At 55.7% G+C, this 18299-nt stretch carries 26 protein-coding genes; all 26 read left to right on the top strand.

What is annotated here, in order from left to right:
• Positions 1-7: 7 nt before the first annotated feature.
• The 26 genes from ACH5Y9_RS05445 (at position 8) to ACH5Y9_RS05320 (ending at position 18298) form a co-directional block, all read left to right on the top strand.
• Entirely contained in the window at positions 8-346 is a 339-nt protein-coding gene (locus ACH5Y9_RS05445; protein ID WP_445368831.1) for a hypothetical protein, read from the top strand.
• Positions 343-1281, top strand: a complete 939-nt coding sequence (locus tag ACH5Y9_RS05440; RefSeq protein ID WP_445368830.1) for an AAA family ATPase — start codon at positions 343-345, stop codon at positions 1279-1281. Before ACH5Y9_RS05445 ends, ACH5Y9_RS05440 begins: the two co-directional genes overlap by 4 nt.
• A 2-nt stretch (positions 1282-1283) precedes the next feature.
• Entirely contained in the window at positions 1284-1499 is a 216-nt protein-coding gene (locus tag ACH5Y9_RS05435) for a DUF551 domain-containing protein (RefSeq protein ID WP_445368829.1), read from the top strand.
• On the top strand, positions 1496-1696 hold the full coding sequence (locus ACH5Y9_RS05430; RefSeq protein WP_445368828.1) for a hypothetical protein: 201 nt from the start codon (positions 1496-1498) through the stop codon (positions 1694-1696). Before ACH5Y9_RS05435 ends, ACH5Y9_RS05430 begins: the two co-directional genes overlap by 4 nt.
• Before the next feature lie 9 nt (positions 1697-1705).
• Positions 1706-1861 carry a hypothetical protein gene (locus ACH5Y9_RS05425; protein WP_445368827.1) on the top strand — a complete coding sequence of 52 codons (156 nt, stop codon included), beginning with the start codon at positions 1706-1708 and terminating at the stop codon, positions 1859-1861.
• A gap of 9 nt (positions 1862-1870) precedes the next feature.
• Complete coding sequence (locus ACH5Y9_RS05420) at positions 1871-2128, top strand: hypothetical protein (protein ID WP_445368826.1); 258 nt, start codon at positions 1871-1873, stop codon at positions 2126-2128.
• Positions 2128-2682 carry a hypothetical protein gene (locus ACH5Y9_RS05415; protein WP_445368825.1) on the top strand — a complete coding sequence of 185 codons (555 nt, stop codon included), beginning with the start codon at positions 2128-2130 and terminating at the stop codon, positions 2680-2682. The genes ACH5Y9_RS05420 and ACH5Y9_RS05415 overlap by 1 nt, the downstream gene beginning before the upstream one ends.
• A gap of 57 nt (positions 2683-2739) precedes the next feature.
• Positions 2740-3252, top strand: coding sequence for a host-nuclease inhibitor Gam family protein (locus ACH5Y9_RS05410; RefSeq protein ID WP_445368824.1), 513 nt, complete (start codon positions 2740-2742; stop codon positions 3250-3252).
• Entirely contained in the window at positions 3252-3440 is a 189-nt protein-coding gene (locus tag ACH5Y9_RS05405) for a hypothetical protein (RefSeq protein ID WP_445368823.1), read from the top strand. The genes ACH5Y9_RS05410 and ACH5Y9_RS05405 overlap by 1 nt, the downstream gene beginning before the upstream one ends.
• The gene (locus ACH5Y9_RS05400; RefSeq protein ID WP_445368822.1) at positions 3437-3889 is read left to right on the top strand and encodes a regulatory protein GemA; all 453 of its coding nucleotides are present in this window, start codon (positions 3437-3439) and stop codon (positions 3887-3889) included. The genes ACH5Y9_RS05405 and ACH5Y9_RS05400 overlap by 4 nt, the downstream gene beginning before the upstream one ends.
• A gap of 9 nt (positions 3890-3898) precedes the next feature.
• Positions 3899-4615, top strand: a complete 717-nt coding sequence (locus tag ACH5Y9_RS05395; RefSeq protein ID WP_445368821.1) for a hypothetical protein — start codon at positions 3899-3901, stop codon at positions 4613-4615.
• Between the two features lie 144 nt (positions 4616-4759).
• The gene (locus tag ACH5Y9_RS05390; RefSeq protein WP_445368820.1) at positions 4760-5017 is read left to right on the top strand and encodes a DUF3850 domain-containing protein; all 258 of its coding nucleotides are present in this window, start codon (positions 4760-4762) and stop codon (positions 5015-5017) included.
• Positions 5018-5244: 227 nt separating this feature from the next.
• Complete coding sequence (locus tag ACH5Y9_RS05385) at positions 5245-6258, top strand: phage protease (RefSeq protein ID WP_445368819.1); 1014 nt, start codon at positions 5245-5247, stop codon at positions 6256-6258.
• 17 nt (positions 6259-6275) lie between these two features.
• The gene (locus ACH5Y9_RS05380) at positions 6276-7193 is read left to right on the top strand and encodes a Mu-like prophage major head subunit gpT family protein (protein WP_445368818.1); all 918 of its coding nucleotides are present in this window, start codon (positions 6276-6278) and stop codon (positions 7191-7193) included.
• A gap of 29 nt (positions 7194-7222) precedes the next feature.
• Positions 7223-7957 (top strand): hypothetical protein, encoded by a 735-nt coding sequence (locus tag ACH5Y9_RS05375; protein WP_445368817.1) that lies wholly within the window; start codon positions 7223-7225, stop codon positions 7955-7957.
• Positions 7957-8460, top strand: a complete 504-nt coding sequence (locus tag ACH5Y9_RS05370; RefSeq protein WP_445368816.1) for a phage protein Gp36 family protein — start codon at positions 7957-7959, stop codon at positions 8458-8460. The genes ACH5Y9_RS05375 and ACH5Y9_RS05370 overlap by 1 nt, the downstream gene beginning before the upstream one ends.
• Positions 8460-8948 carry a phage tail terminator protein gene (locus ACH5Y9_RS05365; RefSeq protein ID WP_445368815.1) on the top strand — a complete coding sequence of 163 codons (489 nt, stop codon included), beginning with the start codon at positions 8460-8462 and terminating at the stop codon, positions 8946-8948. The genes ACH5Y9_RS05370 and ACH5Y9_RS05365 overlap by 1 nt, the downstream gene beginning before the upstream one ends.
• Complete coding sequence (locus ACH5Y9_RS05360) at positions 8945-10408, top strand: hypothetical protein (protein ID WP_445368814.1); 1464 nt, start codon at positions 8945-8947, stop codon at positions 10406-10408. Before ACH5Y9_RS05365 ends, ACH5Y9_RS05360 begins: the two co-directional genes overlap by 4 nt.
• A 111-nt stretch (positions 10409-10519) precedes the next feature.
• Complete coding sequence (locus ACH5Y9_RS05355) at positions 10520-10885, top strand: phage tail tube protein (RefSeq protein WP_445368813.1); 366 nt, start codon at positions 10520-10522, stop codon at positions 10883-10885.
• 8 nt (positions 10886-10893) lie between these two features.
• Positions 10894-12243: a hypothetical protein gene (locus ACH5Y9_RS05350; RefSeq protein ID WP_445368812.1), complete on the top strand. Its 1350-nt coding sequence runs from the start codon at positions 10894-10896 to the stop codon at positions 12241-12243.
• 1 nt (position 12244) lies between these two features.
• Positions 12245-12550: a hypothetical protein gene (locus ACH5Y9_RS05345; RefSeq protein ID WP_445368811.1), complete on the top strand. Its 306-nt coding sequence runs from the start codon at positions 12245-12247 to the stop codon at positions 12548-12550.
• Between the two features lie 266 nt (positions 12551-12816).
• A complete protein-coding gene (locus ACH5Y9_RS05340) occupies positions 12817-13533 on the top strand; it encodes a hypothetical protein (protein ID WP_445368810.1) in 717 nt (238 codons plus the stop codon).
• A gap of 96 nt (positions 13534-13629) precedes the next feature.
• Positions 13630-15609 (top strand): phage tail tape measure protein, encoded by a 1980-nt coding sequence (locus ACH5Y9_RS05335; RefSeq protein ID WP_445368809.1) that lies wholly within the window; start codon positions 13630-13632, stop codon positions 15607-15609.
• Positions 15609-16775, top strand: a complete 1167-nt coding sequence (locus ACH5Y9_RS05330; RefSeq protein WP_205454327.1) for a DNA circularization N-terminal domain-containing protein — start codon at positions 15609-15611, stop codon at positions 16773-16775. Before ACH5Y9_RS05335 ends, ACH5Y9_RS05330 begins: the two co-directional genes overlap by 1 nt.
• Entirely contained in the window at positions 16768-17784 is a 1017-nt protein-coding gene (locus tag ACH5Y9_RS05325) for a phage baseplate assembly protein (protein ID WP_445368808.1), read from the top strand. Before ACH5Y9_RS05330 ends, ACH5Y9_RS05325 begins: the two co-directional genes overlap by 8 nt.
• Before the next feature lie 13 nt (positions 17785-17797).
• Positions 17798-18298 carry a phage baseplate assembly protein domain-containing protein gene (locus ACH5Y9_RS05320; protein ID WP_205454329.1) on the top strand — a complete coding sequence of 167 codons (501 nt, stop codon included), beginning with the start codon at positions 17798-17800 and terminating at the stop codon, positions 18296-18298.
• The last annotated feature ends 1 nt before the right edge of the window (position 18299 follow it).

Here is an 18299-nt window from a genome sequence, read left to right as displayed (position 1 = left end):
TAACCCCATGAGCACAAACACCATAACCGACGCCTTCCGCGTCAAGCCTGAGCTGGAGCACCAACTGGCAACCGATTGCCTTTGGATTGTCGTCACGATGAATGTCGATAACGGCGAGCTAGTATCGCTGGATTACCAAAACGCTTTTGACGAATGTTCAAGGACTGCATGTTTACGTGCCGAGCCATCCAAGCCGTTACATAAAGGCCGGATCGAGCGTTTCGTAAGCAAACTTGACCGCGAATTTCTGACGAAAACCAATGTGACTAACCTCACCGATTTTTACCATGACGCGTATAGCTACATCGCTACCATCCGCGACGAGGAAGGTCGGGTATTCCTATGAGCAACTACCCCGAACACTACACCCCGGACGACATCCGGCAGGTCGAGCAGATCAAAACTTGGATGGCCGAGCGCAATTACAAGCAAGCCGCATTGGCCCGCCTGGCCCGCGTGTCGTCCAGCTCGTTAAGCCAAATCCTGGGCGGCACCTACGCCACCGCGCCCGGCAAGCTGTTGGTCAACGTCGCCAACGCCATGAAGCATGCCGACGACACCGCCAGCGATACCGTTGCTGCCGTGGAAACCAGCGTGTTTCGCGTGGCTAATACCGCATTTCAAATGGCCCGCCGCTACCGCAACTTTGCGGTGGTGTCGGCCTTTGTTGGCACCGGCAAAACCTTTGCCGCCAAGCATTACCAACGGACCACGCCCAACACGTACTTGATTGAGGCCACGCCCACTATGACCGTGCAAAGCCTGATCAAGCTGCTGGCCCGCACTGTGGCCGGCTTTGATGGCAAAGGCAGCATAGACGACAAGTTTCGCGCCATCGTCGATAGCCTGGTCAACACCGACAGTCTGTTGATTGTGGATGAGGCCGACACGCTGACCCCGCATGTGCTGCATACCCTGCGCCGGCTGCGCGACCTGGCTAATGTCGGCATCGTGCTCTGCGGCACCGAGCACCTGACCGGCCTGATTCGCCCAGCCCACGGCCAGTTTGACCAAATCCGCAGCCGCGCCGGCTTTTGGCCGGAAACGATACGCGGCATCACCGCCGACGATGCCGCCGCCCTGGTACAGGCCGCGTTTGGCGATGAAGACATCAGCGACGAGGTAATTGCCCGCTTGTTTGCTTACTGCAAAGGCTCGGCGCGGATGCTGATCGAGGGCTTGGTGGCCGCCATCACTCAATTCCGCAACGGCCGCGAGTTGAACGTGGCCCTGGTGGATGCGGTGGCTAAACAGGCGTTGTGCCTGCAATCGGTGGCCTAGCCATGATCGTGATGGAAGGCATCGAATGGCTGGACGTGAACGAGTCGTTACCCGACGACGAAATGACCGTGCTGCTCTACCACCCCACGCTGAACGAACCGGTTTGGCTGGGTTATTTCAATCAACACTTTTTCTACGACGTCATGGGCGATCAGCATCCGAACGGCGCTGTCACCCATTGGGCAGAAATGCCAGCCGGCCCGGAGGGGGATCTATGAGCACATTCATTATCACTATCGAAGACAACGCCAAAGGCGTCTGCATTAAGGCCCACGATATGCGCCATCCAGACGATGGGCAAACCGTGGCTTACGGCATGGGTAGCTTTCTGATCGATACCTTGAACCAATACCTGGCCGCGCATGGCGTCCCCGGCGTGCAAGTGCATGCGCCGCATAGCCACACCCAGCATTAGGAGCGCACCGTGAACAACTTTTTAGCCAGCCGCTTTCTACGCGGCGAGTTAACCGGCAAAACCCAGCGCCAAGCCAGTCAGTTTAAGAGGCTGGTGGCCCGGCAATGCCACAAACCCGCCAATCGGCTGCGCGTCCGCGTGCAATCCGACTGGGCCATTTATTAGGAGCAGACCATGACCGAGTTTATCCCTAAACGCCGCATCTCAGATGACGTAAAAGCCAATATCAAGTCAGCTTATATGCAACGCCGCGCGACCGATTACAAGCAGCAGTTGACGGCGCTGAATCGGATCATCACCCAACAGCATGCCGAGATTTTGGCAAAGGACTGGGCATTATTTACCGCCCGCGCCACCGCCGTCATATCACTACTAACGACAGCCGTCATCCTGTACCAATGGCTGATGGCTCCGGCCCTGGAGAGCCTGTAATGTCTAACGCCTGCGTCATCCCTTGCCCGTATTGCGCCAAGGACGTCGACATCATCCAGGGAATGGAAGTGCTAGCCGGTCAACAATGGACCGCGCTCCTACAACCCCTCCCTAACAGTGTGATCGGTGCTTTGCTGCGCTATCTGGAGCTGTTTAAACCGCTCAAGCAAGAACTGCGCTGGTCGCGCCGTCTGGTTCTGACTCAAGAGTTGGTACCGATGATGACTGCCGCGCAGGTTAAGCGCAACGGCATTGCGTACGCCGCCCCGCTGCCCGTTTGGGAAGCGGAGATGATGAAGCTCGTGGTCAACCGTCCCGAATCGTTAGTGCTGCCGCTGAAAAGCAACGGTTACCTGCTGAGCATGATTGCCGGTCGAGGTGAGCGCGCAGCGGCCAAGCTGGAGCAAGAGAAGATCGAGCAGCAACGCAACCGCAGCAATGTCGGCGGCGCGCCGATATCGGTGGCGGCGTTGGCCGAGCAGGCGCAGAAGAAAACCAAGAGCAAACCGCCGGCCGGTTGGAAAGGCGCTGTTCCAGTACAGGACAGCTCGTAGGGTGGGTTAGCGCTAGCGTAACCCACCAGACAACCTACGAAATGACAAGGAAACATCATGGCAACTAAACGACAAAAAGCCCCGGCACTGGCCTACGCCTGCCAAACCAAAGAAGACACCCAATCCGCCATCTGCGAACTGGGCCTGGTGCAACGCGAGTTAACCCGCGTGGAAACCGAAATTAACGACCAGATCGCCGCCATCACCGATAGCCGCAAGGTACAGATCGAGGCGCTAAAAATGCGCTCCGAAGCGTTGTTAAAAGGCATTCAAACCTGGTGTGAAGCTCATCGCGCCGAGCTGTGCAAAGACGGCGGCAAAACCGCCAACTTGATCACCGGCGAAGTCAGCTGGCGGCAACGCCCGCCTAGCGTCAGCATCCGCGCCGTGGACAAGGTGTTGGAAACCTTGCGGGCGCTCGGACTGGACCGTTTCATCCGTACCAAAGAAGAGCCCAACAAAGAGGCCATGCTGGCCGATCCGAAAACCGTGCAAGGCATTGCCGGCGTCACCATCAATACCGGCGTGGAAGATTTCGCCGTCATGCCGTTTGAGCAGGAGGTGGTGTGATGACGAGCTTAGAACGGGCTGGCTTGCAAAGCCATATACAGATGCTGCGGGAGCGCGCCACGCTGTTGCGCAATGCCGCTAACCGTGCCGACAGCCGCGCTGCGTATAACGAGGACATGGCCGCCGCTGCCAAAGCCGACAACGAAGCGGACGAGTTAGCGGCGCAATTGCAGGACGCGCAGCCGTGAGCGACTTGGTCAAACACTTCCTCAAACAGGTCGGCATCGCTAAAAGCTGGGCAGAAAAGACGCTGCCCGGTTGGGATGACGACATGCATCGCGCACTGTTGCAGCGCCACGGTGCGACCATGATCGAGGGCCGTATATCTGCCAAGAGCATGAACGTGCCGCAGCTGGCAAAAGCGTTGGACGATTACGTTGCCCGTGGGTGGCCGCGTCGCAAAGAGTGGACCGGCAACAAAACCGCCACGCCCAAAACCGTGTCGCCGCAGATCGGCCACATCGTCAAGCTGTGGGGCAAGCTGGGCCAGGCTGGCAAAGTCAGCAACGCCAGCCGCCAGGCGCTGCTGGCCTTTTGTGCCCGGCAAACCGCGCACAACGTGCCGGACCTGGACAGCCTGAGCACCGAGGAATGCCAGGCCATTATCGAAGCCATGAAAGGCTGGCTGGGGCGCTGAGTTAAAGCCATGGACTTTCCGGACGTCGACCAATCGCTATTAGCCACACTGCCGCCCGTCTTGCAGGCGGTGGTGAAGGCGCTTGGGGCATCGAAAGCTCGGCAGTGGGTGGCCGAATTTGGCGGCAGCTGGGTGTATATCCCAGAACGCGACGACCCTAAAGCAGGTCTTAGGGTTTCGTTATGTGAGGATGATGCATTACGTCTGATCGACGCGTTAGAGTCGTTATGCTCAGACAATCGTTATGTGCAATTGCCGTCAGCAAAAAAGTTAAATCATTTGTTAATTGGTAATAGCGCCATAAGCAATGATGACACTGTAAATGCGGACTTCCCGGACGTCGCCCCCGAACTGTTATCCACGCTGCCGCCCGTGTTGCGAGCGGTGGTGCTGGCACTCGGATTTATTCGCGCCCAGGAGTGGCTGCGCGACTATGGCGGCGTCAATATCCATTTGCCCAGGCACAAATCGTCAGCACTAGGACTGTCAGAAGATGAGTTTATGCGTCTGCGTCATAAGTTGAAAGCGCACATGGACGAAAACGGACGTGTTACCTGTCCGAAGGCCGATAAGCTATTGAGAGTGCACCGCAACCATGCCATCACCGCCAATATGCACAAAGAAAGCATTGCCCAGCAGGCGCGAATGTACAACCTGTGCTCAAAGCAAATCCAAAACATCCGCCGCGACGCCGACGACTGGAATATGAGCATATTTGACTTATGAACAAGCCGCTCGGCGGCAACGGCTCCAGCGGGCGGTGAGCTACCTCAAAAAACACCCGCAGTCGACCCGGATTTCCTTACCTCCGTCTGGCGAATCGGCCGATTGGCCCCATGTTACGGGGCTTTGTTTTATTAACGGAGATCTATGATGATTCATCACCTAAAAACCTTTCCCGCATTTTTTGAAGCAACCGCGCGCCATGAAAAGCTTTTTGAAATACGCAATAATCGCGACAGAGGCTTTCAGAAAGGCGACACCGTGATACTTTACGAATATGATCAAATCAACGATAGAGTGACAGGCCGGGAAATCATGGCCAAAATCACCTACGTACTGAATTTTGCGCAGAAGCCGGATTGGGTAGTGTTTGGGATTTCGATAATCGACAACCTGCCTAATTGAAATACAGCCCCTCTAAGCCACAATACAACCAATCCCGCCATCGTTATCTATCCCAAAAGTCTTTGAACGTTTCTACGGGTTTTTAAACGTGTTTTGAACGCGGTTCCGTTTGCGTTATCAGACGGTATCTCATCGAATACTAACACCGTCCCCCTGGAAACATTTCCAGCCTCGTTTCCACTCGCCCAAATCCGGATACTGACCGCAACTGAATTGTTGAGGTCGTCATGTCCAAACCTGCCGTCAAAGTTGTCGCTCTGGCTTTTGAGATTGCTGCCGATGCTGCTGCGCCTACTACAGCGCATCTGCTACCGGTCGGTCCATTTCGCGCCACCGATGGCCGTCCCTACGACTGCGAAGCCTGGCAATTGGATGCCTCCATTGCCGCCAATGTCATCTTGCGTTTGCGCGACCGTGCAAACGACACGCTGATCGACTACGAGCATCAATCCCTGCGCACTGAACATAACGGCCAACCGGTTATCGCCGCCGGCTGGTTCCATGACATGGAGTGGCGCGAAACCAAGGGATTGTACGCCGTTGGCGTGGACTGGACCGGCACTGCCAGGCAACGCATTGCCGACAAAGAGTATCGCTACATCAGCACCGTATTTTTGTATTTGGCCACTACCGGCGAAGTGCTGGACGTGATTTCCGTGGCCCTGACCAACACCCCTGCTGTCGATGGCCTGGACGATCTAGGCGAAGACGGCATGGCGGCTTTGACCAAACGTTTTTCCCTACCCGACCCCGACCTGGAGACTACCGATATGCCTACCCCGCAAGAAGAGTTAGCGGCGCTGCGCGTGACGCACGCCAACACCGAAACCGCCCTGGCGTCATTAACCGCCGAACGCAACACGCTGAAAACCCAGCTGGCCGCATTGACCGCCGAGCACGACGCGGTGGTCGGCGAACTGGCTGCGTTGACCAAGCAAATCAACGATGACAAGGCCGCTGCCGAAGAGCAGAAAAAAACCGACCTGATCACCGCTGCTTTGACCGATGGTCGTTTGGCGCCGGCCTTAAAGCCCTGGGCTGAAAAACAAACCATCGCCGCGCTGACCGAGTATTTCGAAACCACCGGACCGCTGCCCATCACCCAGCGCCAAGCCGGCGACGGCCATACCACCAACACTGCTGCATTGACCAAGGAAGAGTTGGCTGTTTGCGCGCGCACCGGCGTTAGTCAGGAAGAGTTTCTGCAACAAAAAGCCGCGAAAGCCGGCGCTACCGCCTAACGTCATAGGAGAACTACATGACTACTAATGTTTTAAATCAAGCGGCAATTGATGCGCTAAAGACCGCTCTGCAAGCCCAATTTAATAAAGGGCTGAAGGAAGGCGATAATAGCTGGATGAAGATCGCCAGCAAGGTGATGAGTAATTCCGCATCCAATACCTACGCCTGGATTAGTCAATTTCCGGCGTTCAGGGAGTGGGTGGGCTCTCGTCTACATAAAGCCGTGAAAGAGCAGGCTTACCAGGTCATCAATCGCAAGTTTGAGAATACCCTGGATATCCCCCGCGAAGACATCGAGGACGACAACTACGGCATGTATGCCGGCTTGGCGCTGAGCTACGGCATCTCTGTCGATGATTTGATGAACGATTTGATTTTCGGCGCAGTTGTGGCTGGGTTTAGCTCGATCTGTTACGACGGCCAGTTCTTTTTCGACACCGATCACCCGGTCTATCCCAATGAGGACGGCAGCGGCGTGGCGACGACAGTCAGCAATGTGCAGGCCGGCGCTGGCGAACCTTGGGTGTTGTTATGCACTAAAAAAGCCCCTAAACCGTTTTACCTGCAAGAACGCATCGCACCGGAGTTTGTGTCGAAAACCAACGCGGTGAACTCTGACGGCGTGTTTGAAAACGACGTGTTTACCTACGGCGGCAGATGGCGCGGTGATGCTGTCTACGGTTTCTGGCAATTGGCGTTTGGCTCCAAAGCCACGCTGGACGCGACCAACTTTAACGCCAACTACAAAGCCATGATGAAGTTCAAGGGCGATGGCAACCGCAAGTTGGGCATCGTGCCGGATACGCTGCTGGTCGGCCCGGACAATCTCTCGGCGGCTGAGGCATTGATCAAGGCGCTAACCAACGCCAACGGTGCCAGCAACACCAACTACGGCAAGGTGGAAGTGATCGCCACGCCTTGGCTGGCCCTGTAATTGGCCCTGTAACCGACTAGGAGCAAGCAATGCCAAAAATTTACGTACGTACCCAACCCAAAACCGGCCTGAAAACCCGCCACCGTTGCGGCATGGGCTTTACCGATGTCTGGAAAGAACTGGAAGACATCGACGCCGCCACCCGCGCCGCGCTGGAAGAAGACCCCTATCTGGAAGTGAGCGAAACCCCGACCGTGTTGGTTGAGGTGGCCGCCGCCGTCCAATCCGCTGCGCCGGAAGCCAGCGGCAACCCCATACAACCCACCGAGAGCACAGCGCAGCAGGACTCGGCGGACGCCGCACAGGGAGAGAGTGAGCAAGCAGGCACGGCGTCCGCTGCTGATGAGCAATCGACGGAGAGCAATGATGTTAAAGATGCTGGCCTTGACGGCGCTATTAATGGCCACACCGCTTTCGTCTCTGAGTCGCAGATCACCGCAAGTGGTGGTGATTCAGAAGAAATCCAGACCAGCCAGCAGGAAACCCAGGTCGGCCAGGATGAAACCAAAACCGAGTTATCCGCTGCCGAAACGACGCAAGCCTCGGTAGCTGAAGTGGTTGGCGGCGAAAAAACCGAACATCAGTTAAAGATCGACGTTATCAAAGCATCTATCAACACTCTTGATGTTGCTAACCCCGATAACTGGGTAGCCGACGGCAAACCTAAAGCCGCCATGCTAACCGTCCTGTTAGGTTATCCGGTATCCGCCGAAGACCGCGATGAAGCTTGGGCGCAAATCCAAGCCGCCCGGAGCGCCGGCTAATGCCCTTCGCCACCCGCGCCGATCTGTTGGCCCGCAGCAATGCGCGCCGGCTAGCGCAACTGGCGGTGCCGGCCGATAAAGCCATGCCGCCGGAAGCAGCGCTGCGGGTTGCCATCGGCGGTGGCGACTTGACCGGCTACACCGCTGATGAACAAGTTGCGCTGGCCTTGGCGCTGGATGCGATTGATACAGCCTTGACCGATGCCGATGCCTTGTTGCTGAGTTACGGCCTGCCGGACACGCTGCAAACCACCTTGGTCGCGCGGTTGTCTTCGACCGTGGCGCTGTATTACCTGCAGGGCGCGGAGCGGATGACGGACGACGTGGCGAAAGCCTACCAAGGCGTGGTCGATACGCTAAAGGCTCACGCCGATGGCAGGTTGAATTTAATCCCGCCCGAGCCGCCGCTGCCCGGTGATCCGGTTGTCTCGGAAGACTTGGTGCAGTTTGAAAGCTCTGCGCGGCGTTATGGGTCATCGTCGACCGTGATTGAGGACTGGTAATGATCTCGCTGACGCCCTTGATTGCGCACCTGACAGCCAAGCCCGCCGATTTTACTGAGCTTTGGTTTAGGCAAGTGGCCGGCGCAGCCGAGTTTGCCCAAGTGCGTCCGGAGGCGTTACCGCTGCCAGCTTGTTGGGTGATCCGCGTTTCGGACAAATCCGACGCCGCCGACAACGAAGGCCGTGCGGAGGACATGAAGCTGGCATTCTACGCGGTGATTGCTATCGAAAATATCCGCACCCAACGCGCTGGCGAAACCGATGACGTGCTGCTGACTTATCGCCATGCCGTTCGCAAGTTGTTGCAAGGCTGGGAGATCGAGCCGGAAGTGACTCCGATTAAATTCAAGGGCGGCCATGTGCTGGAATACACCGACGGCGATATTTACTGGCGCGACCGCTACGAGTTCGACGCCCTGATTACCAACTATTTACCCGACCCCGGCCCCTACAGCGAGCTGGTCTACACAGGAGCACCTGCATTATGAGCATGGCATTTGATTTTATCCCGGCCTCGCTGCGCTATAACGGCGTTTATATCGAGGTCGACGGCAGCCAGGCCAGCCTGGGCGATAATATCCCGGCGGCGCTGCTGGTGGGGCAAAAACTGGCGGCCGGCACGGCGCCGGCGGGCGAAGTGGTGCGCATTACCTCGGTATTTGATGCCCAGCAAAAATTTGGCGTCGGCTCCATGCTGGCGCAAATGGCCGCCCGTTATCGGGCTATCGACGAGTTTTTCGATGTTTATGTCCTACCGTATGCCGACAACGGCGCGGGCGTGGCCGCAACCGGCACCATTACTGTCACCGCTGCGGCGACGGTTGACGGCACACTATCATTATATGTGGCCGGCAAATTGATCAGCGTCGGCATTACCAGCACGATGACCACTGCGCAAATCGCCACAGCCATTGCGGCGGCATTTACCGATTTAGACATTCCAGTGACGGCGGCGGCGGTTGCCAGCGTTGTCACGCTAACCGCTCGCCATAAAGGCACCTGCGGCAACAACATCGATATTCGCCTCAATTTATACGGCGAAATCAAACCGACCGGCCTGGGTTTGACCCTGGCGGCGATGGCCGGTGGCTCTGGAGATCCGGCACCCGGCAACCTGCCGGCGCTGCTCGGCAGCAACCGCCGCTATCGCTACATAGCTTTAGGTATCAACGATGCAGCCACGCTGGCCGCCTGGCACACCGAAAGCCAACGCCGTTACCAACCGCCCGTGCAAGCAGGCTTTCGCGCGTTTACCACGTATCGTGGCGACGCGGCGGCGGCCATGGCGTTTGGCGAAACCAAAAACTATGAGCACTTATCCGACCTGGCGTTGGAGATTAACCCCACGTCGACCTGGGAGATGGCGGCAATTTTGGCTGCCGCAGCGGGGCCGTTTTTGTATACCAATCCGGTCAGATCGTTGGAAGATGTACCTCTGCCTGGCGCCATTGGCGTGACGTATTTCGACGACTTCCCCACCGCAAACAGCCTTTTATTTAAAGGCATGTCGGTGATGAGGGTGGCGCCGGACGGTAATTGCTACATCAAGAGCTTAATCACGATGCACCAATACAAGCCTGACGGCAGCCCGGACGACGCCTATCTGGACATCAATACGCCGGAGGTGATGGACCGCATCCGCGAAACGCAAATCGCGGCGGCTAAAAAAGCCTTTACCGGCACGGCGGCGGCGGAAACCAACGAGGGCTATAAGCCGGGGCTGCGCATTACCACCATAGACTCGGTCACGTCGCTGTTGTTGAGCCATTACCAAAACGTGTTGGTGCGCGAATATGGCTGGTGCCAAAAGTACGCTTACTACAAAGCTAATTTATTTGTCGAGCAAGACCCTAACAACCCCAGTCGCTTCAACTTCCGCGATACGCCGGTACCGTTGTCGCCGTTCAAAATATTGGCTGGCCGCGCGCAGTTTGTTAAGCGGGTTTAAATCTCCCCCTGCCCCCTCTTTGGCAAAGAGGGGAATTACGCCCCCTTTAACAAAGGGGGATCAAGGGGGATTTACAAACAGGTTAAACGCACTTTATGGGAGATTTAAACCATGGCTGAATTAAATAACATCCGCACCGTCTCGGTGCCCTCCATCGGCAAACTGCCGCTGGCCGCGCAGGCGGGCACGTTTACCCCGGCCGGCGAATCGCGCGAACACAAAGCCGGCCGCCTGGCCGAAGACGGCGGCTTTTTGACCAGCAATAAGCCGGCTGTACTGGAGTTGAACATCAACATCCAGGCCGGCGTAGATCTGGACGCGATCAACGCCATCAAAAACGAGGACGTCACCATCCGCCTGACCAGCGGCCAGGTGTACATGATGTCGCAAGCGTTCCGCTCCGGCGATCCGGTCAGTTGGGGTGACGGTGAAAGCAAGATCACCATCATGAGCAATACATCCGAGCGGATTGCGTAGGGGGCGGTATGGGTAAGCGAGTGGCGCGTGCAGTGTTTGAATATGACACCGTGGCAGATTTTGAGGCCGACGGCGGGGTGGCCGCATATGGTGACGGCGAATTAATCATAAATGGCAGGCGACATTACATCGAAAACGGGATATTAGTACTAAATAGGTATCGACGTCGGGCTGTATTGCATCGCAATCTGGGCGGCGACCTCAACACAGCCGCCGGTACCCCTGGAGGTTATACCTGGAGCGACTCCATAGAGCTACCGTGCCAGAAGTTTTTTGCATTGAAGTTGCATTACGAATCGGTACTGCAAGCACCGATCGAAAAAACAATCATCACAAAAGTGGCTTGTGGTGTTAACGATGGGTCCGTGGCGCATCCTGGGTTTGTCGGTGCTTTGGTCAATGGCACGTTCGGCGGAGCGGCTAAAGGAGAAATCCCGATCCAGGTCGGCACGAAAAACCCAGGATTATTAGATTCAGACTGGATACAGATTGGATCTAAACCTAGAGTTGACGGTGGCGAGCATCAATGGGCTATTGCCAGGACAGTTTTTCAGTCTCCGGACGGCGCGCAGACCTCTGGGGTCGGTACCGGTTCCGGCTATAGCTATACATTTCGCGCGGCGCACCAGGCATGGAACGATGCCGGAAATATTAAATGGCTGGCGTCTGGGCAGGCCGTAGATGGCATTGCAAACCCTGCCTCATTTACTAATGCTTCACAGAGCGGCAATATCGTTCTGCGTGGTATCAGTTGGTTGACGGATCAAGATTGTTTGCCCGTGGCAATTATCGGCGATTCGTTGGTTTCCGGTACGAACACAGCCAATGATATGACGCCGTGGGGTTATTTAGCCTGCAAATCAATATCAACGCCGAAACTGCCCGTCGTGCCTAATATCTTGGGGATAGGGGGATCATGGCCGCATATGTATTATCCGCGTTCAATTGCGGCAATGAATGCAAACAAGCCTCGTATTGCCATATACCAGGTAACTAGCGTTAACGAGCCGGTGGCGTCCCAAGATATTGCGGATAAGCACTTTTTCTACGCATTACAGTTTTTGGATTGGTGTTTCGAAAATCGCGTTATTCCGGGAATCACCACCGGTTTTCCCCATACGCTAGGCTCGGTAGCTGCTGATGTATATAGGCAAGGGCTTATAACCAGAGTGATGAATCTACGCAACATTGGAGTTGCCGCGTTAGATACGAGCGCCATTGTTGCCGATCCGTCTGCGCCATGGCGGTTTTTGCCTGAATATAAGTCAATCAGTGATAACAGCCATATGAGTCAATTGGGTAACGATGTGGTTGCCCCGTTCGCCGCAGATTTTATTAAAACACTTGCCGGCATTTAACATGAAGCTATTAAATCCTTTAACAATCGGCAAAACCCAAATCACCGAACTGAAATTCCGCGATTACACCACCGCCGCCGACTATCTGTCATACGACAAGCGCGGCGGCGTGGCGCAGCGGGTGGCGTTGATTGCTAGTTTGACCGGCACCGACGAGGTGTTAATCGAGCAGCTGCGCGGGCCTGACTATTTACGGGCCGAGAAGATTGCGACCGACATGATGTTGGCTGATGAGCTGGAGGCGTTCCCCAAGCCGGTTGACGGTGCGGAGAGCGCCCAGGAAAAAAAGTCGGACGCATCGTCATAGCCGTGGCGCTGGTGACCAAGGTGTTGAATCAGCCGCTGCCCATCGCCAAAGCCTTGCCGCTGGCCGAGCTGTTTATGTGGGCCAAGGTGGCAGCGGTGATGGATGGGCGGAAATTTGAGTAAATTGTGGTGGGCAAAAGGATCATTTTCTAATTCATATAGAATTATTGCTTATCCTGCCTTAAGACTGATTCTCGAAGAATATATATAGAATTTATTTTTTATAGCAAAATTCCTTATTCATCAAAACTACTGGAGAAGAGCACGATGGCAAATAAGGAACCCAAAACAATTAAAATAGAACGGTCTGCTGAAGAGATACGTGAAGAGCTGCAAATTCAACTCGACAAATTGGATGAGCTATCTGCTCTTTACGATCAAGGCAAAGACCATTTTGCAGCCGATATTGCGACTGTTCTTAGAAAACTGTTTAGGCAAAAAGGGAATTCAAAGTCTTTATTAGGTCAGTTGAACAATTGGAATCCCAGTTTATTTGACACTGTAGAAACTAAAAAACAAGGCAATCCAAATATACATATTGCGCCCGTTTCTGGAATGGCTTCTGTCGGGGTTAGTCAAGACGGCTTAAAGCTTTATGAAGTGTGGAAACCGGCTTATCAGCCATCAGGTACACCTTTTTATACAACATTCGATACATGGTGGACTAAAACGCTTTTCCATGACACGCATGGTGTAGCATTTAGTCGTAAATGCCTAGTCGATTGGTTATGTGATCAGGATGGTGGAGCACATGTCGATCCTGCACTAGATCAAGAATATTTTCGATTGACACGGGAAAGTTCATATGGTTTTCGCCAATGCCTTATTCTTGGCGACGCTATATCCAATCCTGATGAGCCAATCTCGCCAGAACGAATTATTGAAGTTGAGCGTGCAAAAGCAGGTCTACTCTTAGTTCGTGCAATTGTTCGTCAAATAGCCTTCGAGGTTCAGACTTCATCAAGTCAGCTGCTGCCCAGCTAACTATAACTGCTAAGTTATCCCTGGAAACATTTCCAGCCTGACCCGCTTGGCTTTACCACTTTAAACTTCGGTTACATCCCGTGACCGGAGTTTTTTATGTCCACCGCTGCTGAAGCTGAGTTAAGGCTACGATTCGTCGATAAAGGCGCAACGGCCGGGCTGGACAAATTCACCGCCCACGTCGATAGAGTTACCAAACATACCGAAAACGCTGTCGACCGCTCCAATAGCCGGCAACGCAGCTCCTTCGAGCGCCTATCCCTGGCCCGCGAAACCCTGGGCATGCGTTCCGAAAAGAAAATCCAGCTGGAAATATCCCGCACCGAAAGCGCTTACAAGCGTCTCGCCGCCTCCGGCAAACTCAGCCAGGACGAACTGACCCGCGCCGCCGAAAAGACCCGGCAAAAAATCACCAAGCTGACCAACGAAATGGGCAAGCTGACAGCGGAGCAACAACGCGCTGCCAAAGCCGCGAAGGACTTTGAAACGGCACAGGGGCGGATTCGTACCGGCGTTGCTGTGGGCGCTGGCGTCGCGGCGGCTGGCTATGCCTTAAAAGCGCCGGTGATGCAGGCGATGTCGTTTGATGAGCGGCTGGCCAGCATGGCGAATACGGCGTTTCGAGAGCGTGACGTTACTGGGCGATTGATAGGCGCAAAGCAGCTTGAGGGTGTCATCAATCAGTCAGTCGATTTGAAGAAAGGCGGCGGTGGTACGCGCGATCAGGCCGCAGAAGCGCTGGATGCGTTAATTGGTAAAGATGGGCTGGGTAGTACAAATAAGGCAATGGCTTTTTTGCCGACGATTATGCGCACTGCCTATGGGTCAGGCGCGGCACCGATTGACATCGCGAATTTGACGAGCGCTTTAGTTGCGAATGGCATCGCATCGAACGAGGGTGAGCTTAAGCGGGCCTTGAATATGGTCACGGCCTCTGGGCAGGCCGGTGGGTTCGAGATCAAGGACCTGGCGAAGTATTTGCCAGCTCAACTATCGCAAAAGACAGGGCTGGTCGGTCTCCCAGGCTTGCAAAAGATTCTGACGATGAATCAGGCCGCGGTTATGACTGCGGGTAGCACTGATGAGGCTGGTCGCAATGTTATTAATTTGTTAGCCAAGCTGAATTCGAGTGATACCGCCAAGGATTTTGAAAAGGCGGGCGGCGGCGATTTGAATAAGTTCCTGATCGATCAGCGCATCAAGGGTGTCGATGCGATTGACGCCTGGCTGAATTTGATCGACAAGATTGCCGAGCGCGATCCGCAGATGAAAGCGGCGCTGCGCAAGTTAGAAAAGTCCGGCAATAAAGCCGATCAGCAAGCGGCCATCGAGTCTATCTCGCAATTGTCGGAAGGCGGCGTGATTGGCAAGTTCTTCCAAGACATGCAGGCGCGCGGTGCGTTGTTTGGCATGCGTAATAAAGGCCTGACCAATCGCGTCGGCGCATTTATCAACCAAAATAATACCGAGTTTGGCGCTAACGACGTCAACTACCAAACCCTGGCCGGCACCGGCGCTGCCGCTATGCGCAATGCCGAGCAGGAAATGGCCATCAAGCAAAAAGCGGCGATGGAGCAGTTGATTCCAACGATTAGCAAAGCGGCGGAAATCTTTGTGGATCTGTCGCAAAAGTATCCGGCGTTAAGCACGGCTGTGGTGGGTGCCACGCCGCCCATTGTGGCGCTGGGTGTGGCCGCTGGCGTATCGGCGGTGACCTTGGGCGGCGGCAAGGGTGGCCGGTTTGCCGAGTTGGCCACTAAGTTTGGCGGTGGTGCTTTGGCGGCGGCCGGTTCCGGCTTGGCCGTGGCCGGTGCTGGAGCAGGCGGTTATCTGGTGGGTGATATGTTAGTGAGGCCCGGCATTGATAAATTAACCCAATGGGGCACCGGCGATAAAAACGCCACGCTCGGCACCGCGTTGGCTGATTACTTTAATAAGCCCGGTCAAAAATCCGAGGTGCATTTAACCGTGGAATCCATCACGCCCGGCTTTATGGTTAAGCAAAAATCCAAGTCGGACCGGGTCAGCGTCACCACTAAGGGCAATACCGGCAACCTGTTTAATGGAGCGCCCTGATGGCCGAATCCTACCGCGACCGCTGGAGCAATGCCCGCTGGCGTGACATTGAGTTTTTGACTGATAGCCATGAAGCCAAGGGCGGCCGCAGAAAAGCCGTGCATGAATTTCCCGGCGCGGAAGAGCCGGTGGTGGAAGACATGGGCGGCAAGGCTGGCGATTTTCAGCTGAACGCCTATTTCATCGGCAACGATTACGACCGGGAAGCGGTTGAACTGATAAAGGCGTTGAACCAACCCGGTGCTGATTGGTTGTTGCATCCCTGGTTAGGCCGGATTTGGGTGGTGCCTGTTAGTTGGTCGCGGCGGGATAGCAATGATGCCAACGGCTTTTGTACGGTGTCGATAAGCTGGGTAGTGGGCGGCGAACAACCCCAGGAAGCGACGCCCGATCAAGTCGATATCGCCGTCAGCAGCATTGACGGTTTTGCGGATGCGGCGGTGGGCGATTTTGATTTGTCGGCGATGAGTGCCGGCGGCTTATCGGCGTTTGTGGCGCAAGTGCAAGGCAAGCTGGAATTTGTGCGGCAAGCGATCAGCTTTGCCACCTTGCCATTGACGTGGTCTAGCCAGCTGCTGGGCTTGGTATCCGGCATCAAAGGCGATCTGGGTACGCTGGCTGCTATCCCCGGAAATTATGCCAATGCGTTGCGGAGCTTAACCAATGCCATTGGTGTGGGCGCCGACGATGCCGGTCTGGCCGATACCGACAGACCCCGATTAGTCGCCCGATTAGTCTCGCTGTCGGCCAATACGGCTTACAACAATGTTAGCGGCGTGGCTGCGACCGATAGCGCGGTGCGCGGCAATCTGGCCCGCGATGCCGCCTTGCAAAGTCGTTTGTTTTTGGCCGCTGCAATGCGGGTGGCGCTGGTGGATTATCGGGCCGAAGCGGACCGCACGGCAGCGCTGACGGCGATCGATACGGCTTACGATACCTTGCTACCCACCTTGCCGGATGCGGTGTTTCAAGCGGCTGTCACAGCCCGCACTGCGCTGGTGGAAGCGGTGATGGCGCAGGACTTACGGCCGCAGCAAGTGCGCGACTTGGTCGGGTATTTGCCATCTACCGTGTTGGCGCATCGGCTACAGATTGATGAGGATGTGTTTTTAGCGCGCAACGGTGTGCGGCATCCGCTATTTGTGCGTGGGCGGGTGTATGGTTGAGATCCGCTTCAACGGCCAGCGCTATGCCTATTGGCAGAATGTGCATATCAGCGCCTCGGTTGACGATCTGGCCGCCTCGGTTAATCTGGCGGTAACCCGTCCCGGCACGGGTGAGCGCTTGGGCGTGGATGCCAATACGGTGATCGAGGTGTTGATTGCCGATACTGTCGTCGCCACGATCCGCCCGGATGTGATTAACCGGCATGTGGATGCCAACAGCCACGGCATAGCGATTGACGCCCGCTCATTGGGGCGTGAGCTGATCGATTGCCAGTATTCCAAAACGTTGTCTGGCCTGAAGCTGGGCGATATTGTGAAGCAGCTTTGCAGCACGTTTAACGTGCCTGTAAAGATCGACGCCGACACCGCCGTAGTGCCCGATTTTGCCATGCAATGCGAGTCGCCGAGCAACGCGCTGATCAATGCCGCCCGCGCCGCCAATCTGTTGTTGTATCCGACGCCGGACGGCGGCTTATTGCTGACCAAACCGACCGAGACGGCGCCGGTGGCCACACTCGTGTACGGCGAGCAGGTTGAGAGCTTTACCGTGGTGGACGAATATAAGCTGCGCTTTAGCGATTACTTGGTGAAAGGTTACGACTACGCGAGCGACCAGGCGCTGAAAGGCGCGGTAAAAGATGGCGGTATCGGCTATTTCCGGCCCTTGCATATTCTGGCAGACAAAACCGGCCAAGGCCTCGGCGGCTGCGACCGCCGGGCGACGTTGGAACGTAATCGCCGGCTAGCCCGCGCGCATCGCATCGATCTGGACGTATACGGTTGGACCCATGCCGGTGGCGTGTGGGACATCAACACCCAGGTGCGGGTAATTATTCCGGATGAAGAGATCGACGGCGTCTATTTGATCGGTGAGCGGGCGTTTACCTTGGACGACCAGCGCGGCAGCATGACGCGCTTGACCGTGATGAAGCGCGAGGCGTTTATCGGCGAAGAAAAGACTGGCGGCAAGGCTAAGAAAGGCGCCAAACATAAAGCTAACAAAGCCTAGGATAAGGTGATTTATGCAACAGATTTGGGCTAGGTTGCAGTTGCTGTTTGCGCATGGCGTGGCGACGTTGATTGGGCCTGATCGGGTTCAAGCTAAAGTCCTGGATGGCGAGGTGTTGGATAACTTGGCTAGGGTGGAAATGTACGGTTTTAGTTATCGGCCAAAACCCGGTGCGCAAGCATATTTGTTGTTCCCCGGCGGCGACCGCAGTTATGGCGTGGCCATTCTGATTGGCGACAAGCGCTATCAAATGGATTTGCAGGAAGGCGAAGTGGCTATTCACGACGACGAGTTGGGGCATAGCATCAAGCTGGGCCGCGATGGCATTGTGATCGAGGGCGGTGGGCACGATTTGATTATCAACAATACCCCTACCGTCAAAATAGCCGGCGCTCTGGAGGTTGGTAACGGGGTGACGATTACCGGCGGTCTGGATGTCAACGGCAAGGACGTCAGCGACGCTCATACCCATAACAGCAGTACTCCCGGCACTCCTACTAGCGCGGTGAATTGAT

This window comes from Methylomonas sp. BW4-1 (assembly GCF_052474385.1).
The sequence above is the reverse complement of the archived record's forward strand: the minus strand, read 5'-3'. Positions and strand labels throughout refer to the sequence as shown.